The sequence below is a fragment of the Microbacterium sp. genome, assembly GCF_047607225.1.
Taxonomy (GTDB): Bacteria; Actinomycetota; Actinomycetes; order Actinomycetales; family Microbacteriaceae; genus Microbacterium.
Genome location: NZ_JASGDO010000069.1, coordinates 1 through 21,482 on the forward strand (window position 1 = coordinate 1; position 21,482 = coordinate 21,482).

Here is a 21,482-nt window from a genome sequence, read left to right on the forward strand (position 1 = left end):
ACACCGCTAACCAGTACCCCACCACCACGCGGCCCACCATCTGCCGGCTTTCCCCGCCGGCGGGGGGGGCGCGTCGGCCCCCCCGCGGCACCTCGGTAGACTGGGCACCATGGAACCGCTCCGGATCAGGTCGATGATGGCGGTCACCGTCGTCGGCACGCGAACGCTTCACGCCTGAGCGGGCGGAGCGCGCGATGCGCTCGAAGCTGAGTAGCCTTGATTCGAGCCTTGACGGGAGAGTTCCCTTGACTGACGCCATCACCCCGGCCGAAGCGTCTTATCCGACCGACGGATTCGCGCTGTACCCCGACCGTTCCATCGTCGCTCTGCGCGTGAACGGCGAGCTGAAAGACCTCGCCACGGTCGTGGAGGCCACCGACGATGTCGAGCCGATCGCGGTCGACAGCGCCGACGGACTGTCCATCCTCCGCCACTCCACGGCCCACGTCCTGGCGCAAGCCGTCCAGCGCGTGCGCCCGCAGGCCAACCTCGGCATCGGTCCGCCGATCGTCGACGGCTTCTACTACGACTTCGGCGTCGAGGAGCCGTTCACCCCTGAAGACCTGAAGGCCATCAAGAAAGAGATGGAGCGCATCGTCCGCGAGGGACAGCGCTTCGTCCGACGAGTGGTCTCCGACGACGAAGCGCGCGAGGAGCTGGCCGGCGAGCCCTTCAAGCTGGAGCTCATCGGGCTCAAGGGGGGTACGAAGGAGGCGGCGGAGGGCGCATCCGTCGAGGTCGGCGCCGGCGAGCTCACCATCTACGACAACGTCACTCGCGACGGCGAGGTCGCCTGGAAGGATCTCTGCCGCGGGCCGCACGTGCCCTCCACCCGCGTCGTCGGAAACGGCTGGGACCTCACCCGGATCGCGGGCGCGTACTGGCGAGGCAGTGAGAAGAACCCGCAGCTGCAGCGAATCTACGGCACCGCCTGGGCGACGAAGGACGAGCTGCGCGCCTACCAGCAGCGTCTCGAAGAGGCCGCCAAGCGCGACCACCGCAAGCTCGGCAGAGAGCTCGACCTCTTCTCGTTCCCCGACGAGATCGGTTCGGGTCTGAGCGTCTGGCATCCCAAGGGCGGGATCGTCCGCGGTGAGATGGAGCAGCACGCGCGGCGCCGCCACATCGAAGGCGGCTACTCGTACGTCTACACGCCGCACATCTCGAAAGAGGACCTCTTCCTCACCTCCAACCACCTGGTGACCTACAAGGAGGGCATGTTCCCTCCGATCCGGATGGACGAGGAGCGCGATGCCGACGGTGTCGTCACCAAACAGGGCCAGGACTACTACCTCAAGCCCATGAACTGCCCGATGCACATCCTCATCTACAAGGAACGTGCGCGCAGCTATCGAGACCTGCCGCTCCGGCTCGCCGAGAACGGGACGGTGTACCGCAACGAGCTCTCCGGCGCGCTCCACGGGCTCACTCGCGTCCGCGGATTCACGCAGGACGATTCGCACCTGTTCGTGACGCCCGATCAGCTGGAGGAGGAAGCGACCCGGGTACTGGAGTTCGTCATCTCGATGCTGCGCGACTTCGGGCTCGACGAGTTCGAGCTCGAGCTGTCGATGCGCGACGACGAGAAGGAGAAGTGGATCGGTTCGGACGAGTTCTGGGCCTCCTCCACACAGGCATTGCGCAACGTGGCTGTGGCCAGTGGTCTCAAGCTCACCGAGGTGCCGGGCGAGGCCGCTTTCTACGGCCCGAAGATCGACCTGAAGACGAAGGACGCCATCGGGCGCACCTGGCAGCTGTCCACGGTGCAGGTCGACCCGAACCTGCCGGAGCGCTTCGGCCTGGAGTACACCGGGCCCGACGGCGAGAAGCACCGCCCGATCATGATCCACCGGGCGCTGTTCGGCTCGATCGAGCGGTTCTTCGCGATCCTCCTGGAGCATTACGCCGGCGCATTCCCGGTGTGGCTTGCCCCCGTCCAGGTGGTGGGCATCCCCGTCGCAGAGGACTTCGCGCCCTATCTCGACGACATCGTCGCCCGGCTCCGCTCGGCCGGGGTCCGCGCCGAGGTGGATCACTCCGCCGACCGTATGCAGAAGAAGATCCGCACGCACACGACCCAGAAGGTGCCCCTGCAGCTCATCGCGGGGGAGCAGGATCGCAGCGCCGGCACGGTGTCGTTCCGCTTCCGCGACGGCTCCCAGACCAACGGCATCCCCGTTGACGAAGCGATCGCCAAGATCACCACGGCCATCGCCGACAAGGTCCTCGTCAACTCCGCGGAGGACCTCGCGTGACCACGGAGGACACCGGCGACCGCCGCCTCGAGGAGGCGAGCGCGTTCGCCGGTGTCCCCGACGGCTTCCAGCGGCTGTGGACGCCGCACCGGATGGCCTACATCAACACAGGCGCGGAGGCGCTGCGCGGCTCTGGATGCCCGTTCTGCGCGGCACCGCAGAAGACGGACGCCGATGGCCTCATCGTGCATCGCGGGAAGAGCGCGTACGTCCTGCTCAATCTCTTCCCGTACAACTCGGGTCACCTGCTCGTCTGCCCGTACCGTCACATCGCCACCTACGATCAGGCGACGACCGAGGAAGTCGCGGAGATCGGTGCGCTGACCCAGACGGGCATGCGGATCCTGCGGGAGGTCTCCCGGTGCGATGGATTCAACATCGGGATGAACCAGGGCGCCGTCGCCGGTGCCGGCGTCGACGAGCACTTGCATCAGCACATCGTGCCGCGGTGGGCGTCGGACGCGAACTTCTTCCCGATCATCGCGCGGACAAAGGCCCTCCCGCAGCTCCTGGGAGAGGTGCGGGAGTCCCTCGCCACCGCCTGGCCCACGGAATGACAGCGGACCGTGCGGCCGGCGTCGATGCCGCCGAACACCGGCTGCGCGCCCTTCCGGCCGGCGTCGTAGAGCTGAGCGGTGATGTCACCGCTTTCGACGCACGACGTGCCGTCGCAGAGACACGTGAGCGGCAGGACCCGATCTACTGGGTCGATCTCGAGGTCGCCGCGGAGTGGTTCGTGATCGGAGACAACGGACAAGGCGACGAATGGTGGTTCGGTCCTCGCGGCGACGTGTGGTTCTTCGATCACACGGACGGCGAGCGGTCGATCTCACGCTTCCATGCGATGCACCTGTCTGTCACGGAGTGGATCATGACGGGTCATCTCCTCGGAGCATTCGAGAAGATCGACGATCCGACCGACGGCGATGTGGCACGGCTCCACGCCGGGATGGAAGCGATCTCGGCCGAACTCCCGAGCCGCTGGCCCTACGCACCTGTCTGAGCGCGGGAGCTCTCCGGCCTGCGGCCAACGGGGATGGCGAGCCTGCGGAGCGGGCTGAGGTCAGCGGACCTGGGTCACCTCGAACTGGAGACGGGGATGGGCGTAGAACTCCTGCGCTTCGACGAGCTGGAGCTCTCGTTCACCGGAGTCGAAGGTGGTCTGGAGCAGATCGTAGACACTGGAGACCGTTCGGGCGAGGGCGTCGGCGGGGTCGCCCGTCGTCCGCAGGTGCGCCGTGAAGAGCGCGGCGGTGACGTCGCCGGAGCCATTGGCCTTCATCGGGATCCGCGGCGTCTGCACGATCCAGGCGCCCTCGTCGGTGACGGCCAGCATCTCGATCGTCCCCTCGGGCGCGTCCGGACGCTCGACCGAGGTGACGAGGACCGTTCGCGGGCCCATCGCGCGTGCGGCGTCCGCCGACGCCAGCGTCGAGGCGAGGTCGTGCGGATCGGTGTCGGTGAGGAACCCCAGCTCGAACTGATTGGGCGTGATGATGTCCGCCGCCGGAACCACGCGGTCGCGCAGGAGCACGGGAATGGCGGGCGCGACGAAGCAGCCGCTCTTCGCATTCCCCATCACCGGATCGCACGCGTACACGGCCGACGGATTGGCGGCCTTCACTCGGGCAACGGCGTCCAGGATGACGTCGGCGATGCCCTCGCCGCCCTGGTAGCCGCTCAGCACCACGTCGATGGCCCCCAGCACTCCGCGCTCCTCGATGCCCGTGATCACCTCACGCACGTCGTCGGGCGAGATCAACGGCCCGCGCCACGCGCCATAACCGGTGTGATTCGAGAAGTTCACGGTGTAGACGGGAAGCACCTCCACGCCGATGCGCTGCAACGGGAAGACGGCGGCGGAGTTGCCCACGTGTCCGTAGGCGACGGCGGACTGGATCGAGAGGATCTTCATCGGAGATCATCCTGCTTTCGGGGTCGCGACCGCGGCGTTCGCGGCGGCCAGGTCGGCGACCAGACGCTCGAGCTCGGCATCGGTCAGATCGTGGACGGTGAGGCGCAGGTGCCGCGCCGCGAGATCATGCTCCAACACGAACTCGTCGCCGGGACGGGCGAGCCAGCCGCGCCGCATGAGCTGCTCCGACACCGCGCGCGCGGGCACGGGGAGCGGTACCCAGAGGCTGAGGCCGTCGCCGGCGGCGACCGGAATGCCGCGCTCGGAGAGCGCTCGGGCCGCAGCCCTGTTGCGGGCGGCGTAGTGCTGGGATGCGTCAGCGACCGCCCGAACCGCCTCACGGTCGGTCAGGAGCTCGAGCGCAAGGCGTTGCAGCAGGTGACTCACCCAGGTGGCCCCAGGATTGAGTCGCTGGGCCAGCCTCTCGGCGGTCTCGGGATCGGAAGCGACGACCGCGAGGCACATGTCGGGACCGAGGAACTTCGAGACGGAACGCACGAGGGCCCAGCGTCGGTGCTCGGGGCCGATCACGGAGTGGAGCGGCTGCGAGGACAGCAGTGAGAAGTGATCGTCCTCGATCACCAGGACGTAGGGATGATCGACCAGCAGGTCGCGCAGCGCCGCCGCACGCGCAGCGCTCAAACTCGCGCCGGTGGGGTTCTGGGCGCGCGGGGTCAACAGCACCGCGCGGACGCCCGCCTGCAGCGCCGAGCGCAGTCCTTCGACCGTCATGCCCTGCTCGTCGACGGGAACCGCAACGGGCCGGTAGCCGCCGAGACGGACGGTGTTGAGGCTCGCGAGGAAGCACGGGTCCTCCAGCGCGACGGCGTCATCGCGCGTGAGCGTCTGTGCGAGCAGGCGTTCGATCGCGTCGGAGGCGCCCCCCGTGATCGTGAGCCGCAGTGGTCGGTCATCACCGACGGCCTCGTGCATCCACGTCTGGGCCCAGGCCTCCAGTTCCCTGTCGATCACCGGCTCGCCGTACAGCACCGGGCGAGCGGCAATCCTCCCCAGGGCCTCACGCAGATCCGGGAGGCGCCGCGGATCGGGGTTGCCCGCCGCGAGGTCGCGCAACACCGTGCCCTGGGCGAAACCCTCCTGAGCGACGGGAGTGTGCACGGCGACGCGTGTTCCGGCGCGGCCGCGCGCCTCGACGAGTCCCGCCTGCGTGAGGAGCCGGTAGGCCGCGACGATCGTGTTGCGATTGACGCCGAGGTCTTCCGCGAGGGCACGCACCGGCGGCAAGAGGTCGCCGGGGGCGAGCACACCGCGCTCCACGTGCTGGCGCACACTGTCGGCGATCTCGGTCGCCGTTGCACCGAGGATGCGCACACTGTGCATCGGCGGGGCATCGGTCACGCGACAAGTCTATGTGACAGGTCATGCTATGTTTTGGCCTATGTCAAATGATCGCGCCGTCGACACCGAGTCCTCCTCCGCCACCACCGGGTCTACGCGGGTCAAGCGCGGCCTCGCCGAGATGCTCAAGGGCGGCGTGATCATGGACGTCGTCACGCCCGAGCAGGCCCGCATCGCCGAGGACGCGGGGGCCGTCGCGGTGATGGCGCTCGAACGGGTGCCGGCGGACATTCGTGCCCAGGGCGGCGTGTCGCGGATGAGCGACCCCGACATGATCGACGGGATCATCGAGGCCGTGTCCATTCCGGTCATGGCCAAGGCTCGCATCGGGCACTTCGTCGAGGCACAGGTGCTGCAAGAGCTGGGCGTCGACTACATCGACGAGTCCGAGGTGCTCTCGCCCGCCGACTACGTGCATCACATCGACAAGTGGGGGTTCACGGTGCCGTTCGTCTGCGGCGCCACGAACCTCGGCGAGGCGCTCCGTCGCATCACCGAGGGCGCGGCGATGATCCGGTCGAAGGGCGAAGCCGGCACGGGTGACGTCTCGGAGGCCATGAAGCACATCCGCACGATCCGCTCCGAGATCGCGGCGCTGCACGCGCTCTCCCGCGACGAGCTGTACGTGGCGGCGAAGGAGCTGCAGGCCCCGTACGAGCTCGTTGCCGAGGTCGCCGCGACCGGAGCGTTGCCGGTGGTCCTCTTCGTCGCCGGGGGAGTGGCGACTCCGGCCGACGCCGCCATGATGATGCAGATGGGGGCGGACGGCGTGTTCGTGGGCTCGGGGATCTTCAAGAGCGGCGATCCGGCCAAGCGCGCCGCGGCGATCGTGAAGGCGACGACGTTCGCCGACGACCCGCGCGTGATCGCCGAGGTATCGCGCGGTCTCGGGGAGGCGATGGTGGGCATCAACGTCTCCGATCTGCCGGCACCTCACCGGCTCGCCGAACGTGGCTGGTAGCCCGCGCGTCGGAGTGCTCGCCCTGCAGGGCGACGTCCGTGAACACGTCCGGGTGCTCGAGCACCTGGGAGCCGTCGCGGTCCCGGTGCGACGCCCCGAGGAGCTGGCGTCCGTCTCGGGCCTCGTGCTCCCCGGCGGCGAATCGACCGTGATCGACAAGCTCGCGCGCTCGTTCGGTCTCCATGAGGCGATCCGACAGGCCATCGCCGCCGGGCTTCCGACCTACGGCACCTGCGCAGGCCTCATCCTGCTCGCCGACCGGATCGTGGATGCCGCCGCCGGTCAGCAGAGCTTCGGCGGCCTGGACGTCACGGTGCGGCGCAACGCCTTCGGCAGTCAGCTCGACTCCTTCGAGACCGAGCTCGCGATCTCCGGGTGGAAAGCCCCTCCCGTACGGGCCGTGTTCATCCGCGCCCCGATCGTGGTCGAGGCCGGCGAGGCCGTCCAGATCCTCGCAACGATCGAGGACGGGCGGATCGTCGCGGTACGGCAGGGATCGGTCCTCGGCACGTCGTTTCACCCCGAGGTCACGGGAGACGTGCGCTTCCACCGATTGCTGCTCGATCTGATCGAGGAACGCGCCGCCGCCTGATCGAGCAACGCGCCGCCGCGCACGACGCCGTCCACGCGCACCAGTAAACTGGTCGATATGTCCGGACACTCCAAATGGGCAACGACCAAGCACAAGAAGGCCGTCATCGATGCGCGCCGTGCCAAGTCGTGGGCCAAGCTCATCAAGAACATCGAAGTCGCCGCCAAGCTCGGCGGCCCGGACCTCCAGGGAAACCCCACGCTCTTCGACGCGGTCCTCAAGGCCAAGAAGACCTCGGTCCCCAAGGACAACATCGATCGCGCCATCAAGCGCGGCGCCGGCATCGGCGGCGAGTCGGTGGAGTACTCCTCGATCATGTATGAGGGCTACGGCCCCAACGGCGTCGCCCTCATGATCGAGTGTCTGACCGATAACAAGAACCGCGCGGCCGCCGAAGTGCGCACCGCCCTGAGCCGAAACGGCGGGACGCTGGCCGATCCCGGATCGGTCGCGTACAACTTCACCCGCAAGGGCGTCATCGTGGTCTCGGAGGAAGGCACCAGCGAGGATGACGTCATGATGGCCGCGCTGGAAGCGGGCGCCGAGGAAGTCGAGCCGCACGCGCAGGGATTCGAGGTCATCACCGAGGCCTCCGACCTCGTGGCCGTCCGCTCCGCCCTCGCGGATGCGGGGATCGAGTACGAGTCGGCCGACGTCGAGTTCGTTCCGAACCTCAAGGTCGAGATCGACGCCGATACGGCGCGCAAGATCTTCCGCCTCATCGACGCGCTCGAGGACAGCGACGACGTCCAGAACGTCTTCAGCAACTTCGACCTGAGCGCCGAAGTGCAGGCCGAACTCGAGTCGGACGACTGACGGGCGCGCCTGACGCTCTCCCGCCGCGGCGAAACGTAGCGTGAGCGCCATGGCTGCAACGCTCCGCGTCCTCGGGATCGACCCCGGGCTCACCCGATGTGGGGTCGGAGTGGTCGACGTGCGCCGGGACCGTTCTGCCTCGCTCGTGCACATCGGGGTGGTGCGCAGCGATCCCGAAGCACCGATCCACGAACGCCTCGCGACGATCGCGGCCGGCCTGCGTGAGGTCCTGGATGCACACGCCCCGGACGTCGTGGCCGTGGAGCGCGTGTTCGCACAGCAGAACCGGCAGACGGTCATGGGCACCGCTCAAGCGAGCGGCGTGGCGCTCCTGATCGCGGGGGAACGCGGGCTTCCCGCCGCGACCCACACACCCTCGGAGGTGAAGGCGGCGATCACCGGCTACGGCTCGGCCGATAAGCGACAGGTGCAGACGATGGTCGCTCGCGTCCTCCGCCTCGAGACGCTTCCGCAGCCCGCCGACGCCGCCGACGCCCTCGCGATCGCGCTGTGCCACGCGTGGCGCCGAGGAGGCGACGCGGTGCCGGCACAGAACGGCCTCACTCCCGCGCAGCGGGCATGGGCGGACGCGGAGCGCCTCGCCCGCCGCTGACCGCGTGTCGATCGAACATAGATGCGAACGCTCACCTAGGCTCGGAGCATGATCTCTTCGCTGCGCGGGCGCGCGCTCCTCGTGGAGTCCGAGAGCGTCGTGGTGGACGTCGGCGGTGTCGGCTTCTCGGTGGCAGTGACCCCGCAGCTCGCGCGCGAGTTCCATGTCGGCGACGAGGTCACCTTGCACACATCGCTCATCGTGCGCGAAGACGCGCTGTCGCTGTACGGCTTCTCCGATCGCGAGGAGCTCACCGTGTTCACCCAACTCCTCGGCGTGTCGGGCGTGGGGCCCAAGTCGGCTCTCGGAGTCCTCTCCGCGCTGACGGTCGCCCAGATCGCCGACGCCGTCGCGGCCGAGGACGACGCGCCGTTCCGACGCGTGTCGGGGATCGGCCCCAAGACGGCGAAGCTCATCGTCGTGCAGTTGGCGGGCAAGCTCACCGTGACCTCGACCGCGCCGGCGAGCGGCCGCGCGGGGGGTGCACGCGGCCCGGAGATCACCGGGCAGGTGGTGGCCGCGCTCGTCGCCCTGGGCTGGAACGAACGCGTGTCCACCGAAGCCGTCACGGCGGTCTCCGCCGATGCCGACGCCAGCGCGCTCGGATCGGTGTCGGGACTCCTCAAGCTCGCCCTGGCTCACCTGGGTCCCGCGCGGCAGGAGACGGGTCGTGGCTGAACCGCGCGATCCCGGCCAGGCCGAGGACGAGACGGAGCTCGCCGTCGAGGGCGCCCTGCGTCCCATGTCGCTGCAGGAGTTCGTCGGACAGCAGAAGGTGCGCGGGCAGCTCCAGCTGCTGCTCGACGCGGCACGCATCCAGCAGCGACCTCCGGACCACATCCTGCTGTCGGGCCCTCCCGGCCTCGGCAAGACGACGCTCGCGATGATCGTCGCTCACGAGAGCGAACGACCTCTGCGGATGTCCAGCGGTCCCGCCATCCAGCACGCCGGCGACCTCGCGGCGCTGCTGTCGAGCCTGGTTCCGGGCGAAGTGCTCTTCATCGACGAGATCCACCGCATGGCGCGCTCGGCCGAGGAGATGCTCTACCTCGCCATGGAGGACTTCCGCATCGACATCATGGTCGGCAAGGGCGCCGGGGCGACGAGCATCCCGCTCGATCTCGCCCCCTTCACCCTGGTGGGAGCGACGACGCGATCGGGCCTCCTCCCGAATCCCCTGCGCGACCGCTTCGGCTTCACCGCTCACCTGGAGTACTACGAACCGGAAGAGCTGGAGCGAGTGATCGCGCGCTCAGCGGGCATGCTCGCCGTCGACGTGCCTGCCCCGGCTCGGGAGGAGATCGCGCGTCGATCGCGCGGCACCCCCCGCATCGCCAACCGTCTGCTGCGCCGCGTGCGCGACTTCGTCATCGTCCATGGCGACGAAGACGGCAGTGCGTCCGAGAGCGACGTGTCTGCGGCGCTCGACCTCTACGACGTCGACGCGATCGGCTTGGACCGCCTCGACCGCGCGGTGCTGGACGCGGTCATCCGTCGCTTCCGCGGCGGTCCCGTCGGCCTCAACACCCTCGCCGTCACCGTGGGGGAGGAAGCGGAGACGATCGAGTCCGTCGTCGAGCCCTATCTCGTGCGCATCGGCTTCCTCGGACGCACCCCGCGAGGCCGCGTCGCGACGCCGGAAGCGTACGCACATCTGCGAATTCCGCGGTCCGACGAGGCGCTGAGATTCGATGACCTATAATCACTGAAGGCTCAGGCCGCCGATTTCCCCTGTCGCGATTCGCGACGAGCACCCGCGAAAGGCGCACTCACCTTCATGTTCTTTGCCTCGACCCAGACCCCGCCCGCACAGCAGCAGCTCGGTCCGGTGGAGTCGTTCTTCGCCCAGTACGGCCTGCTCCTCCTGCTGCTCGCGCTCATCGTGTTCATGTTCTGGAGCTCGCGTCGTCGGGCGCAGCGCATGAAGGTCGAGCAGGAGAAGAAGCAGCAGGCGATGGTGCCCGGCGTCAAGGTGCTCCTGCAGGGCGGGTTGTATGGCACGCTCGTGTCGTTCGACGCCGAAGACCTCTCCCTTCCGGCGGTCGTGGAGATCGCGCCCGGCGTTCCGATCGAGGTGCACAGCCAGGCCGTGCTCCGCGTCGTCGAGCCCGAGGAGCCGACCCTCACGGAAGACGACTTCATCGAGAGCGATTCCGATCAGGCGGCCGTCGACCCGGAACCGGGTCTGACCTCCGGCGCCGCTGACGCCCAGCCCGACGCGGACGACAAGCCCAAGGGCTGATCGCTCCTCCTCCGTCGTCCATCCCGAAGGACCTTCCGTGGCCGCTCCCACTCCCGTCAGACATGCCTGGCGCGCCCTGACCAGCCTCCTGGTCCTCACTGCGCTCCTGTTCGGCATCAACGCCCTCGGCGTGTTCGCCTTCACCGACGCGGAAGGCAACCCGGCCAGTTCCTGGGCGCCCGAGCTCGCGCTGGATCTCCAGGGAGGAACGCAGATCATCCTGGCGGCGAAGACGCCCGACGGCGCCCCGCCTTCGGCGGAGCAGATGGACCAGGCCGCCTCGATCATCCGTCAGCGCGTGGACGCCTCCGGCGTCGGCGAGGCCGACATCACGACGCAGGCCGGCAACCAGATCGTCGTGCAGGTGCCGGGTCCCGCCGACGAGGAGACGCGCAACCGCATCCAGTCGTCGGCGCAGCTCCAGCTGCGCGCCGTGCTCTTCACCGGCAACCCCGCGACCTCGTTCGTCGGTGAGGACGGCAAGGAGACGCCCTACCCGAGCCCCGCCGCGACGCTGAACGCGACCCCGACCGCCGCACCCACCAACGGCAGCGACCCGAGCTGGATCACCGACGAACTGCAGGCGAAGTTCCTCGCCTACAACTGTGAGGACCCCGCGAACGACCCCGCCAACGAGCCGGCCGACCAGCCGCTGATCACCTGTGACGACACGCGGACGGCGAAGTACATCCTGGGTCCCGTGGAGCTCGACGGCTCGTCGATCTCCGATGCCACCAACGGCCTCAACACGCAGAACAATCAGTGGGCCGTCAACATCGTGTTCGACGCCAAGGGCACCGAGGTCTTCGGCAAGATCAGCCAGCGCCTGTTCGGCGAGACGGCGCCCCGCAACCAGTTCGCGTTCGTGCTGGATGGCAGCGTGCTGTCGGCCCCGTCGATGAACGCCGTGATCCTCGACGGCAAGCCGCAGATCACCGGCAACTTCACGCAGGAGACGTCGAAGACTCTCGCCGACCAGCTCAAGTACGGTGCACTGCCGCTGAGTTTCGAGGTGCAGAGCTCCAACTCCATCTCCGCCACGCTCGGCTCCCAGCAGTTGCAGATCGGTCTGATCGCCGGTCTCATCGGTCTTGCGCTCGTCGCGATCTACTCGCTCGTGGTCTATCGCGCGCTGGGGTTCGTCATCATCGCGTCGCTCGCCGTGATGGGTGTCCTGACCTACATCACGCTGTGCATCCTCGCGTGGCGCATGGGCTTCCGCCTGTCGCTCGCCGGTGTCGCGGGCCTCATCGTGACGATCGGCTTCACCGCCGACTCGTTCATCGTCTACTTCGAACGCATCCGAGACGAGCTCCGTGACGGGAAGTCGATCACGGGAGCCGTCGAGGACGGCTGGGGCCGCGCCAAGCGCACGATCTACATCTCGAAGTCGATCAACATCCTCGCGGCGGTGGTGCTCTACATCCTCGCGGACGCGACCGTGAAGGGATTCGCCTTCACGCTCGGCCTCACGACCCTGATCGACATCCTGATCTTCATCTGGTTCACCCACCCGGTGTTGCAGCTCCTCGCACGCACCCGCTTCTTCGGCGGCGGACACCGCCTGTCGGGGCTCGACCCGGAGGCGCTCGGAGCGGTCTATCGCGGCCGCGCGCAGTTCCGCTCTCCCGTGGAGGCCGGCGGCCGCAATGCCGCTCAGCGTCGGGCGTCGCGGTCACGCGGCGAAGCGGAACGTCGTCAGACCATCGCCGAGCGCAAGCTCGCCCAGCAGTCCGCGGATAGCCGCTCCACGACGGAGGGAGACGACTGATGCGCTCCATGAACGAATTCGGTAACGACCTCTACACGGGGAAGACCTCTTTCCCCTTCGTCGGCCGGCGTCGGCTGTGGTTCATCATCGCCGCCGTGCTCGTCATCGGGGCCGCGCTCGTGCCGGTCTTCCGGCCGATCCAGTTCTCGATCGAGTTCACCGGCGGATCGCAGTTCACGGTCAGCGGCGTGACCGCTCCCGACCAGACCCTCGCGACAACCGCCGTGCAGTCGGTCGTCCCCGGGTCGACGACCAAGGTGACCACGATCGGTGATGACGCCGTCCGGGTGCAGACCGACCAGATGACCGACGCCGAGACGCGTGAGGTCACCACGGCACTGGCGGAGGCGTACGACGTCGCCGAGTCCAAGGTGAGCTCCTCGTTCATCGGCCCCAGCTGGGGACAGGACGTCACCCGTCAGTCGCTGTGGGGACTCGCGATCTTCCTCGCCCTCACCTTCCTCATCCTCGCCATCTACTTCCGCACGTGGAAGATGTCGGTCGCCGCGATCATCGGACTCGTCGACGTCCTCGTCATCACGGTCGGCGTCTACGCGGTGTTCGGATTCGAGATCTCGCCGGCGGCGGTGATCGGGTTCCTCACGATCCTGTCCTATTCGCTTTACGACACCACCGTCGTGTTCGACAAGGTCCGGGAGAACACCCGCGAGGACGGCGAGAAGTCGGGACGCACCTTCGGCGAATCGGTCAACCTCGCGGTCAACCAGACGCTGGTCCGCTCCATCAACACGACCGTCGTGGCAGCTCTCCCCACGGGGGCGATCCTGTTCATCGGCGCGCTGTGGCTCGGAGCACAGACCCTCACCGACATCTCGCTGTCGATCTTCGTCGGAACCATCGTGGCGGCCTACTCGACGCTCTTCGTCGCGGCTCCTCTGTTCTCGCTCATGCGAGAGAACGAGCCCGACATCAAGGAGCGCGACGCCCGCGTCCTCGCGGCCCGCGAGAAGGCTCTCGCGACGGCCTGACCCGCTTCTCACGAGCGTAAGATGAGTGGATTCTGAAGCGGTGGAGGTGACCCGATGACCGAGACCGTCCCGTCGTCGGCGCAGAATCCTCCTCAGAGTTCGCTCCGCCGGCTCGTCCCGCGGCTGTTCTCGCGCGCGCCGTCGCGCAACGGGGTCGAGCAGCTCATCCGCACGGTGCGGACGCATCACCCCAAGGGTGACCTCGCGATCATCGAGCGCGCGTATCAGGTGGCCGCCGCCGCCCACTCCTCACAGAAGCGCCAGAGCGGCGAGCCCTACATCACGCACCCGCTGGCCGTCGCGCAGATCCTCGCCGACCTCGGCCTCGGCCCACGCGCGATCGCGGCCGCTCTGCTCCACGACACCGTCGAAGACACCGACTACGGACTCGATCGGCTCCGCGCCGAGTTCGGCGATGAGGTCGCCATGCTCGTCGACGGCGTCACGAAGCTCGACAAGGTCAAATACGGCGACGCCGCACAGGCCGAGACCGTCCGCAAGATGATCGTCGCGATGTCCAAGGACATCCGGGTGCTCCTGATCAAGCTCGCCGACCGCCTGCACAACGCGCGGACGTGGGGCTTCGTCCCGCCCGAGAAGGCGGCCAAGAAGGCGACGGAGACCCTCGAGATCTACGCACCGCTGGCACACCGGCTCGGCATCCAGGCGATCAAGAGCGAGCTCGAGGATCTCTCTTTCGCCGTCCTGCACCCCAAGCTCTATGTCGAGATCGACAGCCTCGTCAAGCAACGCACGCCGCAGCGCGAGCAGTATGTGCAGACGGTGATCGATGCGGTCGAGGCGGATCTGCGCGATCTGCGCATTCGTGGCCGGATCATGGGTCGGCCGAAGCAGCTCTACTCCGTGTACCAGAAGATGGTCGTGCGCGGCCGGGAGTTCGACGACATCTACGACCTCATCGGCATCCGCGTGCTCGTGGGCACCGTGCGGGACTGCTATGCGGTGCTGGGCGCGATCCACGCCCGGTGGACACCCCTTCCGGGTCGGTTCAAGGACTACATCGCCACACCGAAGTTCAACCTGTACCAATCGCTGCACACGACCGTGATCGGGCCGGGAGGACGCACGGTCGAGATCCAGATCCGCACGAATGAGATGCACCAGCAGGCGGAGTACGGAGTCGCGGCGCACTGGAAGTACAAGGAACGCGTCAACGGCGGCAAGACGGGCGAAAAGGCCCTCGACACCGACATGGCGTGGCTCGCACATATCTCGGACTGGCAGGCCGAGACCGCCGACCCGGGCGAGTTCCTCGACTCGCTCCGCTTCGAGATCGGTGCGAAGGAGGTCTACGTCTTCACCCCGAAGGGCCGGGTGATCGGGCTTCCCGCCGGCGGCACGCCCGTCGACTTCGCGTACGCGGTGCACACCGAAGTGGGGCACCGCACGATGGGCGCCAAGGTCAACGGACGGCTCGTGCCTCTCGAGTCCGAGCTCCACTCGGGGGATGTCGTCGAGGTCTTCACGTCGAAGAACCCGGACGCCGGTCCCAGTCAGGACTGGCTGGGCTTCGTCAAATCCACACGCGCGCGCAGCAAGATCCGCGGATGGTTCACCAAGGAGCGGCGCGAGGAGGCCGTCGACCAGGGCAAGGACGCCATCGCGCGCGCGATGCGCCGCCAGAACCTGCCGCTGCAGCGGCTGATGAGCCAGGACTCGTTCACCGAGGTCGCCCATCAGCTCCGCTACGAGGACGTGACCGCCCTGTATGCGGCCGTCGGCGAGGGACACGTCTCGACGCAATCGGTGATCGAGAAGGTCACCGCGCTCGTCGGCGCGCAAGAGGACACCTCCACGGGACCGATCGACCTCCCTCCCGTCGGACGTTCCCGCGCCCCGCGAGGAGGCGACTCGGGCGTTCTCGTGCGAGGAGCGCCCGACATCCTCGTCAAGCTCGCAAAGTGCTGCACTCCCGTTCCCGGTGACGACATCGTCGGGTTCGTGACCCGGGGGAGCGGTGTATCGGTCCACCGCGCCGACTGCACGAACGTGCGCTCGCTCAAGGACGATCCCGAGCGGATGATCGAGGTGTCCTGGGCGCCCACGACCAAGAGCGTCTTCCTCGTCCACATCCAGGTCGAGGCGCTGGACCGTTCCGGGCTGCTGAGCGACATCACCCGGGTTCTCAGCGAGCACCACGTGAACATCCTCTCGGCGTCGGTGCAGACCAACAACGATCGCCTCGCGCTCAGCCGCTATGTCTTCGAGATGGGCGACATCGTGCATCTCGACCGCGTGCTCAACGCGGTGCGCCGGATCGACGCCGTCTACGACGTCTATCGCGTCACCTCGTCCTGAGCTCCCACTCCCGCAGGAACGCCACCGCCGCTCGCTTGTGGGGCAGTGGCGCTGCCTGGGCGCTCCACCGAAGGGCGGCTGCCGCGAGTGTCGCATCGTTGCGCAGCAGCGTCTCGACCGTGGCGGGGCTGGCACCGTCGCGGAAGACACGGTCGCGAAGAAGGTCGACCACCGTGCGCACCGGGGTGCTCACCACGACGCCGGCCATCGCTCTCCCGTCGGCGGCGGGAAGGCGGACATCGCGGTAGCGGACGCGCGCGTCGAGGATGTGGTGAGGACGCGTCGGCGCGTAACGCTGGAGACTGTGCCGTTTCGGCGGATCTTCCAAAGCCCCGTAGACCCATGCTGCCGACTCGTGAGTGAAAGCGAGTTTGTCACCGCCGAGGTCGCGGAGCGATCCCGCCCGGATCTCCGCCGTCTCCACCGCGTCGGCTGGCATGTAGGCCTCTCCGACCTCGACGACATCGCCGTCGAGTCGCGCCGACATCAGCTCGGCATGGGTGAGGCGATCTCCGGCGTAGTAGAGGAAGGGGGACGTCACCCCTCGACTCTCTCGCACGCGAGACACCGGAAGCGTTGCCGTGACGCGGATTGTGGACAGCGCTTCGGGTGCGATGCCCGGGGAGGGTCAGCCGCCGAGCGCCCGCAACCACGCCTTCCGCGCCTCGAGCGCTTCCTCGGCCTGGGCGATCTTGCGCTTGTCCTTCGAGGCCACGGCGGCGGCGAGCTCCTCCTCGAGCTTGGCGATCGCGTCGTGCAGCTGCTGCGTCATGTCGTTCTGACGCGCCTTGGTCTCGGGGTTGTTGCTCTTCCAGTCCGCATCCTCGCGAGCCTTCACCGACTGCTCGATCTTGCGCAGGTCGTCATCGAGGCTCCGCTCGGCCTCGCGCGGGAAGATGCGGCCGATCTCGTCCCAGCGCCGCTGGACGCCCGTGAGCAGAGCCCGCGCCTTGGCGGTGTCCTTCTCCTTGGGGATGTCCGCGGCCTCGGCCAGAAGCTGCTTCTTGGCCTCGATCTTCTCCCGCGACGCCTCGGCGTCAGCTTCCTCGCGCTCGGCACGAGCCGCGTACAACGCGTCGCCGGCGGCCTTGAAGCGTGCCCAGAGGGCATCGTCCGCCTTCTTGCCGGCCCGACCGGCACGCTTCCACTGATCGAGGAGCCCACGATAGGCGACGATGCCGTCTTCGCCCTGCGGAGCGAGAGCCTCGGCGCGCTCCACGAGCGCGGCCTTGGCGTCACGGGCCGATTTGTGGGTCTCGTCGAGGGCGGCGTAGAACTCGCGGCGGTTCTTGTCGACGATCGCACGAGCGTCACGGAAACGCTTCCAGAGCTGCTGCCCGACCGACTTCGGGAGGCGCGGTCCCGTGCTCTGGTGGGACTGCCACTGCTCGAACAGGGCCGTGACGTCTGCGGTGGTCTGCTTCCACTGGATCGAGCGCGGATCGCGGGCCGCGATCGCCTCCATCTGCTCGACGAGTGCCGTGCGTTCGGCGATGGCCGCATCCACCGCCTCGCGATGCGCCTGCGCCTCTTCGGCCGAGGCTTCGCTCAGTGCGCCGTCGAGCGCGTCGAGTCGCGCCTCGAGCGCCGCCAGGTCTCCGACCGCAGCGGCACCGACGACCCGCTCCCGAACCGCCTGGAGGGTCGATCGCAGATCCGACGCCGACGCGCCGCCGCGACGGTGGCGGACCTCCAGCAACGTCACTTCACCGGCCAGGTCGACGTACTTGCGCTCGAAGTACGCAAGCGCCTCGGCGGGGGTGCCGTCGGGGTACTGCCCGACGACGCGCCAGTCTTCGCCTTCGCGCACCGAAACCGTTCCGTCCTCATCGACGCGGCCCCAGGTCTCGCTCGGGGCCGCAGACGCAGCCGGCCGTGCGGCTCCTGCCGGAGGCCGCGGGACCGGGATGGTGGCGGGGGTCGGGATGGGAGCGGACGACTGCTCGAGCGGGGTGTCGTTCGATGCGGAGTCAGGGGAAGCGGAAGTCACGGGTAGCACCTCGTCGCGGCTCACGCCGCCTGGGGGTTCGGTCGGCTGCCAGCCTATACGGCAGCCGTCAGGGAGTGGGAGTGGGCGTCGGGCTGTCGGTGGGCGTCGGGCTGTCCGTCGGCGACGGCGCGGGAGTGGTGGGCGTCGGCGTGGAGGTCGGCGCGGGTTCGGGCTGGCCGGGGCCCAGCGTGTAGTACGCGACCTGACCACCGATCACGGCGAGGATGAGCGCGCCGCCCACGACCCCGGCCCACAGGTTGTCGCGACGGCGACGCCGGACGATCGAGGCCTGGAACTCCTGGCGCGCCTGGTAGAGACGCGCGCGCTCACGTGCGGCGCGCGCGTCGCGCGCACCCTTCTTTCCCGACCCCAGAGCCACAGGACCTCCCTCGATTCCCGGACGCCCGGGGCAGGGAAAGCCTACGGGGAGCCTGCCGCGGCCGACAAACGCGGCCGGCGTCGGTGACCGCGGCTAGCCTGGACCGGTGACCACCCCCAGCGCCCTGTTCTCGGGGCAGACACCCCTGGCTGTGCGCATGCGGCCCGTGTCACTGGACGAAGTGGCAGGTCAAGCCCACCTCCTGCGTCCCGGTTCCCCCCTCGTCGCCCTCGCCGACGGGGGAGCGACCCCGCGTTCCGCCGTCTCGGTCATCCTCTGGGGGCCGCCCGGCACCGGCAAGACGACACTCGCGCAGGCCATCGCCCGGACGTCAGGACGCCGCTTCGTCGAACTGTCGGCCGTCACCGCCGGAGTCCGCGATGTGCGCGAGGTCATGCAGGAGGCGATGACGCAGCGCGACCTCTATGGCGCCTCGACGATCCTCTTCCTCGATGAGATCCACCGCTTCACGAAGGCCCAGCAAGACGCGCTGCTTCCCGGTGTGGAGAACGGTTGGGTGATCCTCATCGCGGCGACGACGGAGAATCCGTCGTTCTCGGTGATCTCGCCACTGCTCTCCCGGTCGTTGCTGCTGACGCTCCAGCCCCTGACCGAAGCCGACCTCGGCGAGCTCATCGACCGCGCCGTGATCGATCCGCGCGGCCTCGCGGGCGCCGTCACACTCTCGCCCGAAGCCCGCGATGCCCTCGTGCATCTCGCGTCCGGCGACGCGCGGCGCGCATTGACGTCGCTCGAGGCCGCAGCGGCCATGGTGGCTCCCGCAGCCGATGCCGACGACGCCCCCGACGCGGCGGAGGAGCCTCCCCTCATCACTGCCGACCACGTCGCGCAGGCCGTCGACCGCGCCCTCTTGCGGTACGACAAGCAGGGCGACGAGCATTACGACGTCATCAGCGCGTTCATCAAGTCCATCCGCGGGTCCGACGTCGACGCGGCGATGCACTATCTCGCCCGCATGATCGAGGCGGGGGAGGATCCGCGATTCATCGCGCGTCGCCTGGTGATCTCCGCCGCCGAGGACATCGGGCTCGCCGACCCGCAGGCGCTGCAGATCGCCGTCGCCGCCGCCGATGCCGTCGCTTTCATCGGGATGCCGGAAGGACGCATCCCGCTCGCCGAGGCGACGGCGTACCTCGCGACCACCGCGAAATCCAACGCCGCGTACACGGCGATCGACCGTGCGATCGCGGATGTCCGCGCGGGCGGTTTCGGGCGGGTCCCCCCTCATCTGCGCGACGCCCACTATCCGGGCGCCAAGAGGCTGGGGCATGGCAAGGGCTATGTCTACCCGCACGATCTCGAGGTGGGGGTCGCAACGCAGCAGTATCTCCCCGACGAACTGCGCGACCGTCAGTACTACCGTCCCTCGGGGCGCGGTCTGGAGCGCGACATCGCCGCACGGCTCGAGAAGATCCGCAAGATCTTGGGGGACTGACGAAGCCGATGAATGGGGAACGGGTGCCCGAGACGTGGGAAGAACGGATCGGCGCGTTCTGGCGCGACGCCGAGGGACACGATGCGGCGCGGCTGTGGACTCGCCTCGAGGCGATCCTCGTCGAACGCGTCTCCTCGGATCCGGATGCGCTTTTCGAGCGCGCATCGCTGCATGACTACCTGGGCGAGGAAGAACGCGCCGTCCCGCTCTACCGGGCAGCGCTGGCCGGAGGCCTTGCCGGCAGCGCCCGCACCGAGGCGCGGATCCAGCTCGCCAGCTCGCTGCGCAATGTCGGCGAGCCGTCCGCCGCTCTGAGCGTGCTGCGAGACGTCGAGACCGATGACCCGCTGGCCGATGCGGCCGCCGCTTTCCGCTCGCTCGCTCTGTACGACGACGGCAAACCGGCCGAGGCCCTGCGCGTCGCATTGCGCGCACTCGCTCCGCACCTTCCCGCCTACACCCGGGCGGTCGAGGCGTATGCGGGCGAGCTCCGACAGGCCGAGCGCATCCGCAGCATCGTCGTCGGCCTGCTCGTGCACGACGGGCATGTCCTGGCTGAGGAGTACCCGCCCACCGCGCACCACTCGGGGTTCCTTCGAATGCCGGGAGGAGGCATCGAGATCGGAGAGCGGGCCGCCGAGGCCATCCGCAGGGAGTTCTTCGAGGAACTCGGGGTCACCCTCGACGGCGCCACTCTCCGAGCGGTGACGGAGAACATCTTCGATGCGCACGGACGGCGTGGGCACGAGATCGTCCACGTGTTCGAGGTGGCCTCACGAGCTCTGGAGCGACTCCCGATCGGCGAGCGGCTCCCCGTCCAGGACAGCGACACGTTCGTGGCGTGGCACTCGGTCGCGGACCTGCAGCGGGGAAGCCAGCCCGTGTACCCCGACGGCGTGCTCGACCTCCTCACGTGACGCCCGAGGCCACCTGCTCCGCGTCGCCGGGAGCCCGCACGCGGCCAAGACGGCACCTCTGATAGACTTGACCGGCTCGAAACCGGGTTTTCGGGCATCTCCCTCTTCCGACACAGACCGTCTGGCGTGCTCCGGCGTGCAGTCCAGATCGGGCGAAGAGCGGGGGATACGTCCGTGAGTCGTGAGAGACACGACCACGTCATCGGAAGGATCACTTCGTGGCTACGAAGTCCCAGGACCGCCGCAAGGTCCGCCTGTCGCGCGCACTCGGTGTCGCGCTCACCCCCAAGGCCGCCCGCTACCTCGAGAAGCGCCCGTACGCGCCCGGCGAGCACGGCCGCACCAAGCGCAAGGCCGACAGCGACTACGCGGTCCGTCTTCGCGAGAAGCAGCGCCTGCGCGAGCAGTACGGCATCCGTGAGAAGCAGCTGCGCATCCAGTTCGAAGAGGCCCGCCGCAAGGACGGCCTGACCGGTGAGAACCTCGTCGAGCAGCTCGAGATGCGTCTGGACGCCCTCGTCCTCCGCGCCGGTTTCGCCCGCACCACCGCGCAGGCCCGCCAGCTCGTCGTGCACCGCCACATCCTCGTCGACGGCCAGCTCGTCGACCGTCCCTCGTTCCGCGTGAAGCCGGGCCAGCTCATCCACGTCAAGCCGAAGAGCGAAGCGCTCGAGCCCTTCCAGGTGGCAGCTGCCGGCGGTCACGCCGAGGTCCTGCCCCCCGTTCCGGGCTACCTCGAGGTCGAGCTCGACAAGCTCCAGGCACGTCTCGTGCGTCGCCCGAAGCGCGCTGAGGTCCCCGTGACCTGTGACGTCCAGCTCGTCGTCGAGTACTACGCCGCTCGCTGAGTCGGTGACGATCGCGCGAAGGGCGCCGGGGAGACCCGGCGCCCTTCGTCGTTTGCACCT

At 68.5% G+C, this 21,482-nt stretch carries 21 protein-coding genes; 16 read left to right on the plus strand and 5 right to left on the minus strand.

The window, feature by feature from the left end; translation table 11 throughout:
- Positions 1 to 194 precede the first annotated feature (194 nt).
- From thrS to QM591_RS14100, 3 genes are read left to right on the plus strand one after another with little or no spacing between them, the layout of a single operon-like run.
- Positions 195 to 2,255 (plus strand): threonine--tRNA ligase, encoded by a 2,061-nt coding sequence (thrS, locus tag QM591_RS14090; RefSeq protein ID WP_415133134.1) that lies wholly within the window; start codon positions 195 to 197, stop codon positions 2,253 to 2,255.
- Positions 2,252 to 2,812 carry an HIT family protein gene (locus QM591_RS14095; RefSeq protein WP_415133136.1) on the plus strand — a complete coding sequence of 187 codons (561 nt, stop codon included), beginning with the start codon at positions 2,252 to 2,254 and terminating at the stop codon, positions 2,810 to 2,812. The genes thrS and QM591_RS14095 overlap by 4 nt, the downstream gene beginning before the upstream one ends.
- A complete protein-coding gene (locus QM591_RS14100) occupies positions 2,809 to 3,258 on the plus strand; it encodes an SMI1/KNR4 family protein (protein WP_415133138.1) in 450 nt (149 codons plus the stop codon). Before QM591_RS14095 ends, QM591_RS14100 begins: the two co-directional genes overlap by 4 nt.
- Positions 3,259 to 3,318: 60 nt before the next feature.
- On the opposite strand, the gene pdxY is transcribed toward QM591_RS14100, so the two are convergent.
- Positions 3,319 to 4,170 (minus strand): pyridoxal kinase PdxY, encoded by an 852-nt coding sequence (gene pdxY, locus QM591_RS14105; protein WP_415133140.1) that lies wholly within the window; start codon positions 4,168 to 4,170, stop codon positions 3,319 to 3,321.
- A gap of 6 nt (positions 4,171 to 4,176) precedes the next feature.
- Positions 4,177 to 5,511, minus strand: a complete 1,335-nt coding sequence (locus QM591_RS14110) for an aminotransferase class I/II-fold pyridoxal phosphate-dependent enzyme (RefSeq protein ID WP_415133335.1) — start codon at positions 5,509 to 5,511, stop codon at positions 4,177 to 4,179.
- A 58-nt stretch (positions 5,512 to 5,569) separates the two neighbouring features.
- Between QM591_RS14110 and pdxS the strand changes: the two genes are divergently transcribed.
- From pdxS to QM591_RS14160, 10 genes are all read left to right on the plus strand, one after another.
- Complete coding sequence (gene pdxS / locus QM591_RS14115; RefSeq protein ID WP_415133142.1) at positions 5,570 to 6,490, plus strand: pyridoxal 5'-phosphate synthase lyase subunit PdxS; 921 nt, start codon at positions 5,570 to 5,572, stop codon at positions 6,488 to 6,490.
- Positions 6,480 to 7,082 carry a pyridoxal 5'-phosphate synthase glutaminase subunit PdxT gene (gene pdxT, locus QM591_RS14120; protein WP_415133144.1) on the plus strand — a complete coding sequence of 201 codons (603 nt, stop codon included), beginning with the start codon at positions 6,480 to 6,482 and terminating at the stop codon, positions 7,080 to 7,082. The genes pdxS and pdxT overlap by 11 nt, the downstream gene beginning before the upstream one ends.
- A 57-nt stretch (positions 7,083 to 7,139) precedes the next feature.
- A complete protein-coding gene (locus tag QM591_RS14125; protein ID WP_415133146.1) occupies positions 7,140 to 7,898 on the plus strand; it encodes a YebC/PmpR family DNA-binding transcriptional regulator in 759 nt (252 codons plus the stop codon).
- A gap of 49 nt (positions 7,899 to 7,947) precedes the next feature.
- Positions 7,948 to 8,511: a crossover junction endodeoxyribonuclease RuvC gene (gene ruvC / locus QM591_RS14130; protein WP_415133148.1), complete on the plus strand. Its 564-nt coding sequence runs from the start codon at positions 7,948 to 7,950 to the stop codon at positions 8,509 to 8,511.
- A 48-nt stretch (positions 8,512 to 8,559) separates the two neighbouring features.
- Positions 8,560 to 9,189 (plus strand): Holliday junction branch migration protein RuvA, encoded by a 630-nt coding sequence (gene ruvA, locus QM591_RS14135; RefSeq protein WP_415133150.1) that lies wholly within the window; start codon positions 8,560 to 8,562, stop codon positions 9,187 to 9,189.
- Complete coding sequence (gene ruvB, locus QM591_RS14140; protein WP_415133152.1) at positions 9,182 to 10,213, plus strand: Holliday junction branch migration DNA helicase RuvB; 1,032 nt, start codon at positions 9,182 to 9,184, stop codon at positions 10,211 to 10,213. The genes ruvA and ruvB overlap by 8 nt, the downstream gene beginning before the upstream one ends.
- Positions 10,214 to 10,288: 75 nt before the next feature.
- Complete coding sequence (locus QM591_RS14145) at positions 10,289 to 10,753, plus strand: preprotein translocase subunit YajC (protein ID WP_415133155.1); 465 nt, start codon at positions 10,289 to 10,291, stop codon at positions 10,751 to 10,753.
- A 37-nt stretch (positions 10,754 to 10,790) separates the two neighbouring features.
- Complete coding sequence (gene secD / locus QM591_RS14150; RefSeq protein ID WP_415133157.1) at positions 10,791 to 12,524, plus strand: protein translocase subunit SecD; 1,734 nt, start codon at positions 10,791 to 10,793, stop codon at positions 12,522 to 12,524.
- Complete coding sequence (gene secF, locus QM591_RS14155; protein ID WP_415133159.1) at positions 12,524 to 13,513, plus strand: protein translocase subunit SecF; 990 nt, start codon at positions 12,524 to 12,526, stop codon at positions 13,511 to 13,513. The genes secD and secF overlap by 1 nt, the downstream gene beginning before the upstream one ends.
- A 54-nt stretch (positions 13,514 to 13,567) precedes the next feature.
- Positions 13,568 to 15,832, plus strand: coding sequence for a RelA/SpoT family protein (locus tag QM591_RS14160; RefSeq protein ID WP_415133161.1), 2,265 nt, complete (start codon positions 13,568 to 13,570; stop codon positions 15,830 to 15,832).
- Here the strand turns inward: QM591_RS14160 and QM591_RS14165 are convergent.
- The 3 genes from QM591_RS14165 to QM591_RS14175 all read right to left on the minus strand — a co-directional run bounded on the left by QM591_RS14165 (position 15,819) and on the right by QM591_RS14175 (position 18,201).
- A complete protein-coding gene (locus QM591_RS14165) occupies positions 15,819 to 16,373 on the minus strand; it encodes an SAM-dependent methyltransferase (RefSeq protein ID WP_415133163.1) in 555 nt (184 codons plus the stop codon). The two genes, QM591_RS14160 and QM591_RS14165, sit on opposite strands and share 14 nt — an antisense overlap.
- Positions 16,374 to 16,460: 87 nt before the next feature.
- Entirely contained in the window at positions 16,461 to 17,822 is a 1,362-nt protein-coding gene (locus QM591_RS14170) for a DUF349 domain-containing protein (RefSeq protein WP_415133165.1), read from the minus strand.
- 67 nt (positions 17,823 to 17,889) lie between these two features.
- Positions 17,890 to 18,201 (minus strand): dioxygenase, encoded by a 312-nt coding sequence (locus QM591_RS14175; protein ID WP_415133167.1) that lies wholly within the window; start codon positions 18,199 to 18,201, stop codon positions 17,890 to 17,892.
- A 106-nt stretch (positions 18,202 to 18,307) separates the two neighbouring features.
- On the opposite strand from QM591_RS14175, the gene QM591_RS14180 reads away from it, so the two are divergent.
- From QM591_RS14180 to rpsD, 3 genes are all read left to right on the plus strand, one after another.
- On the plus strand, positions 18,308 to 19,657 hold the full coding sequence (locus QM591_RS14180; protein WP_415133169.1) for a replication-associated recombination protein A: 1,350 nt from the start codon (positions 18,308 to 18,310) through the stop codon (positions 19,655 to 19,657).
- A gap of 23 nt (positions 19,658 to 19,680) precedes the next feature.
- The gene (locus tag QM591_RS14185; protein WP_415133171.1) at positions 19,681 to 20,574 is read left to right on the plus strand and encodes a tetratricopeptide repeat protein; all 894 of its coding nucleotides are present in this window, start codon (positions 19,681 to 19,683) and stop codon (positions 20,572 to 20,574) included.
- A gap of 218 nt (positions 20,575 to 20,792) precedes the next feature.
- Positions 20,793 to 21,422 (plus strand): 30S ribosomal protein S4, encoded by a 630-nt coding sequence (gene rpsD / locus QM591_RS14190; RefSeq protein ID WP_415133173.1) that lies wholly within the window; start codon positions 20,793 to 20,795, stop codon positions 21,420 to 21,422.
- Positions 21,423 to 21,482: the final 60 nt, after the last annotated feature.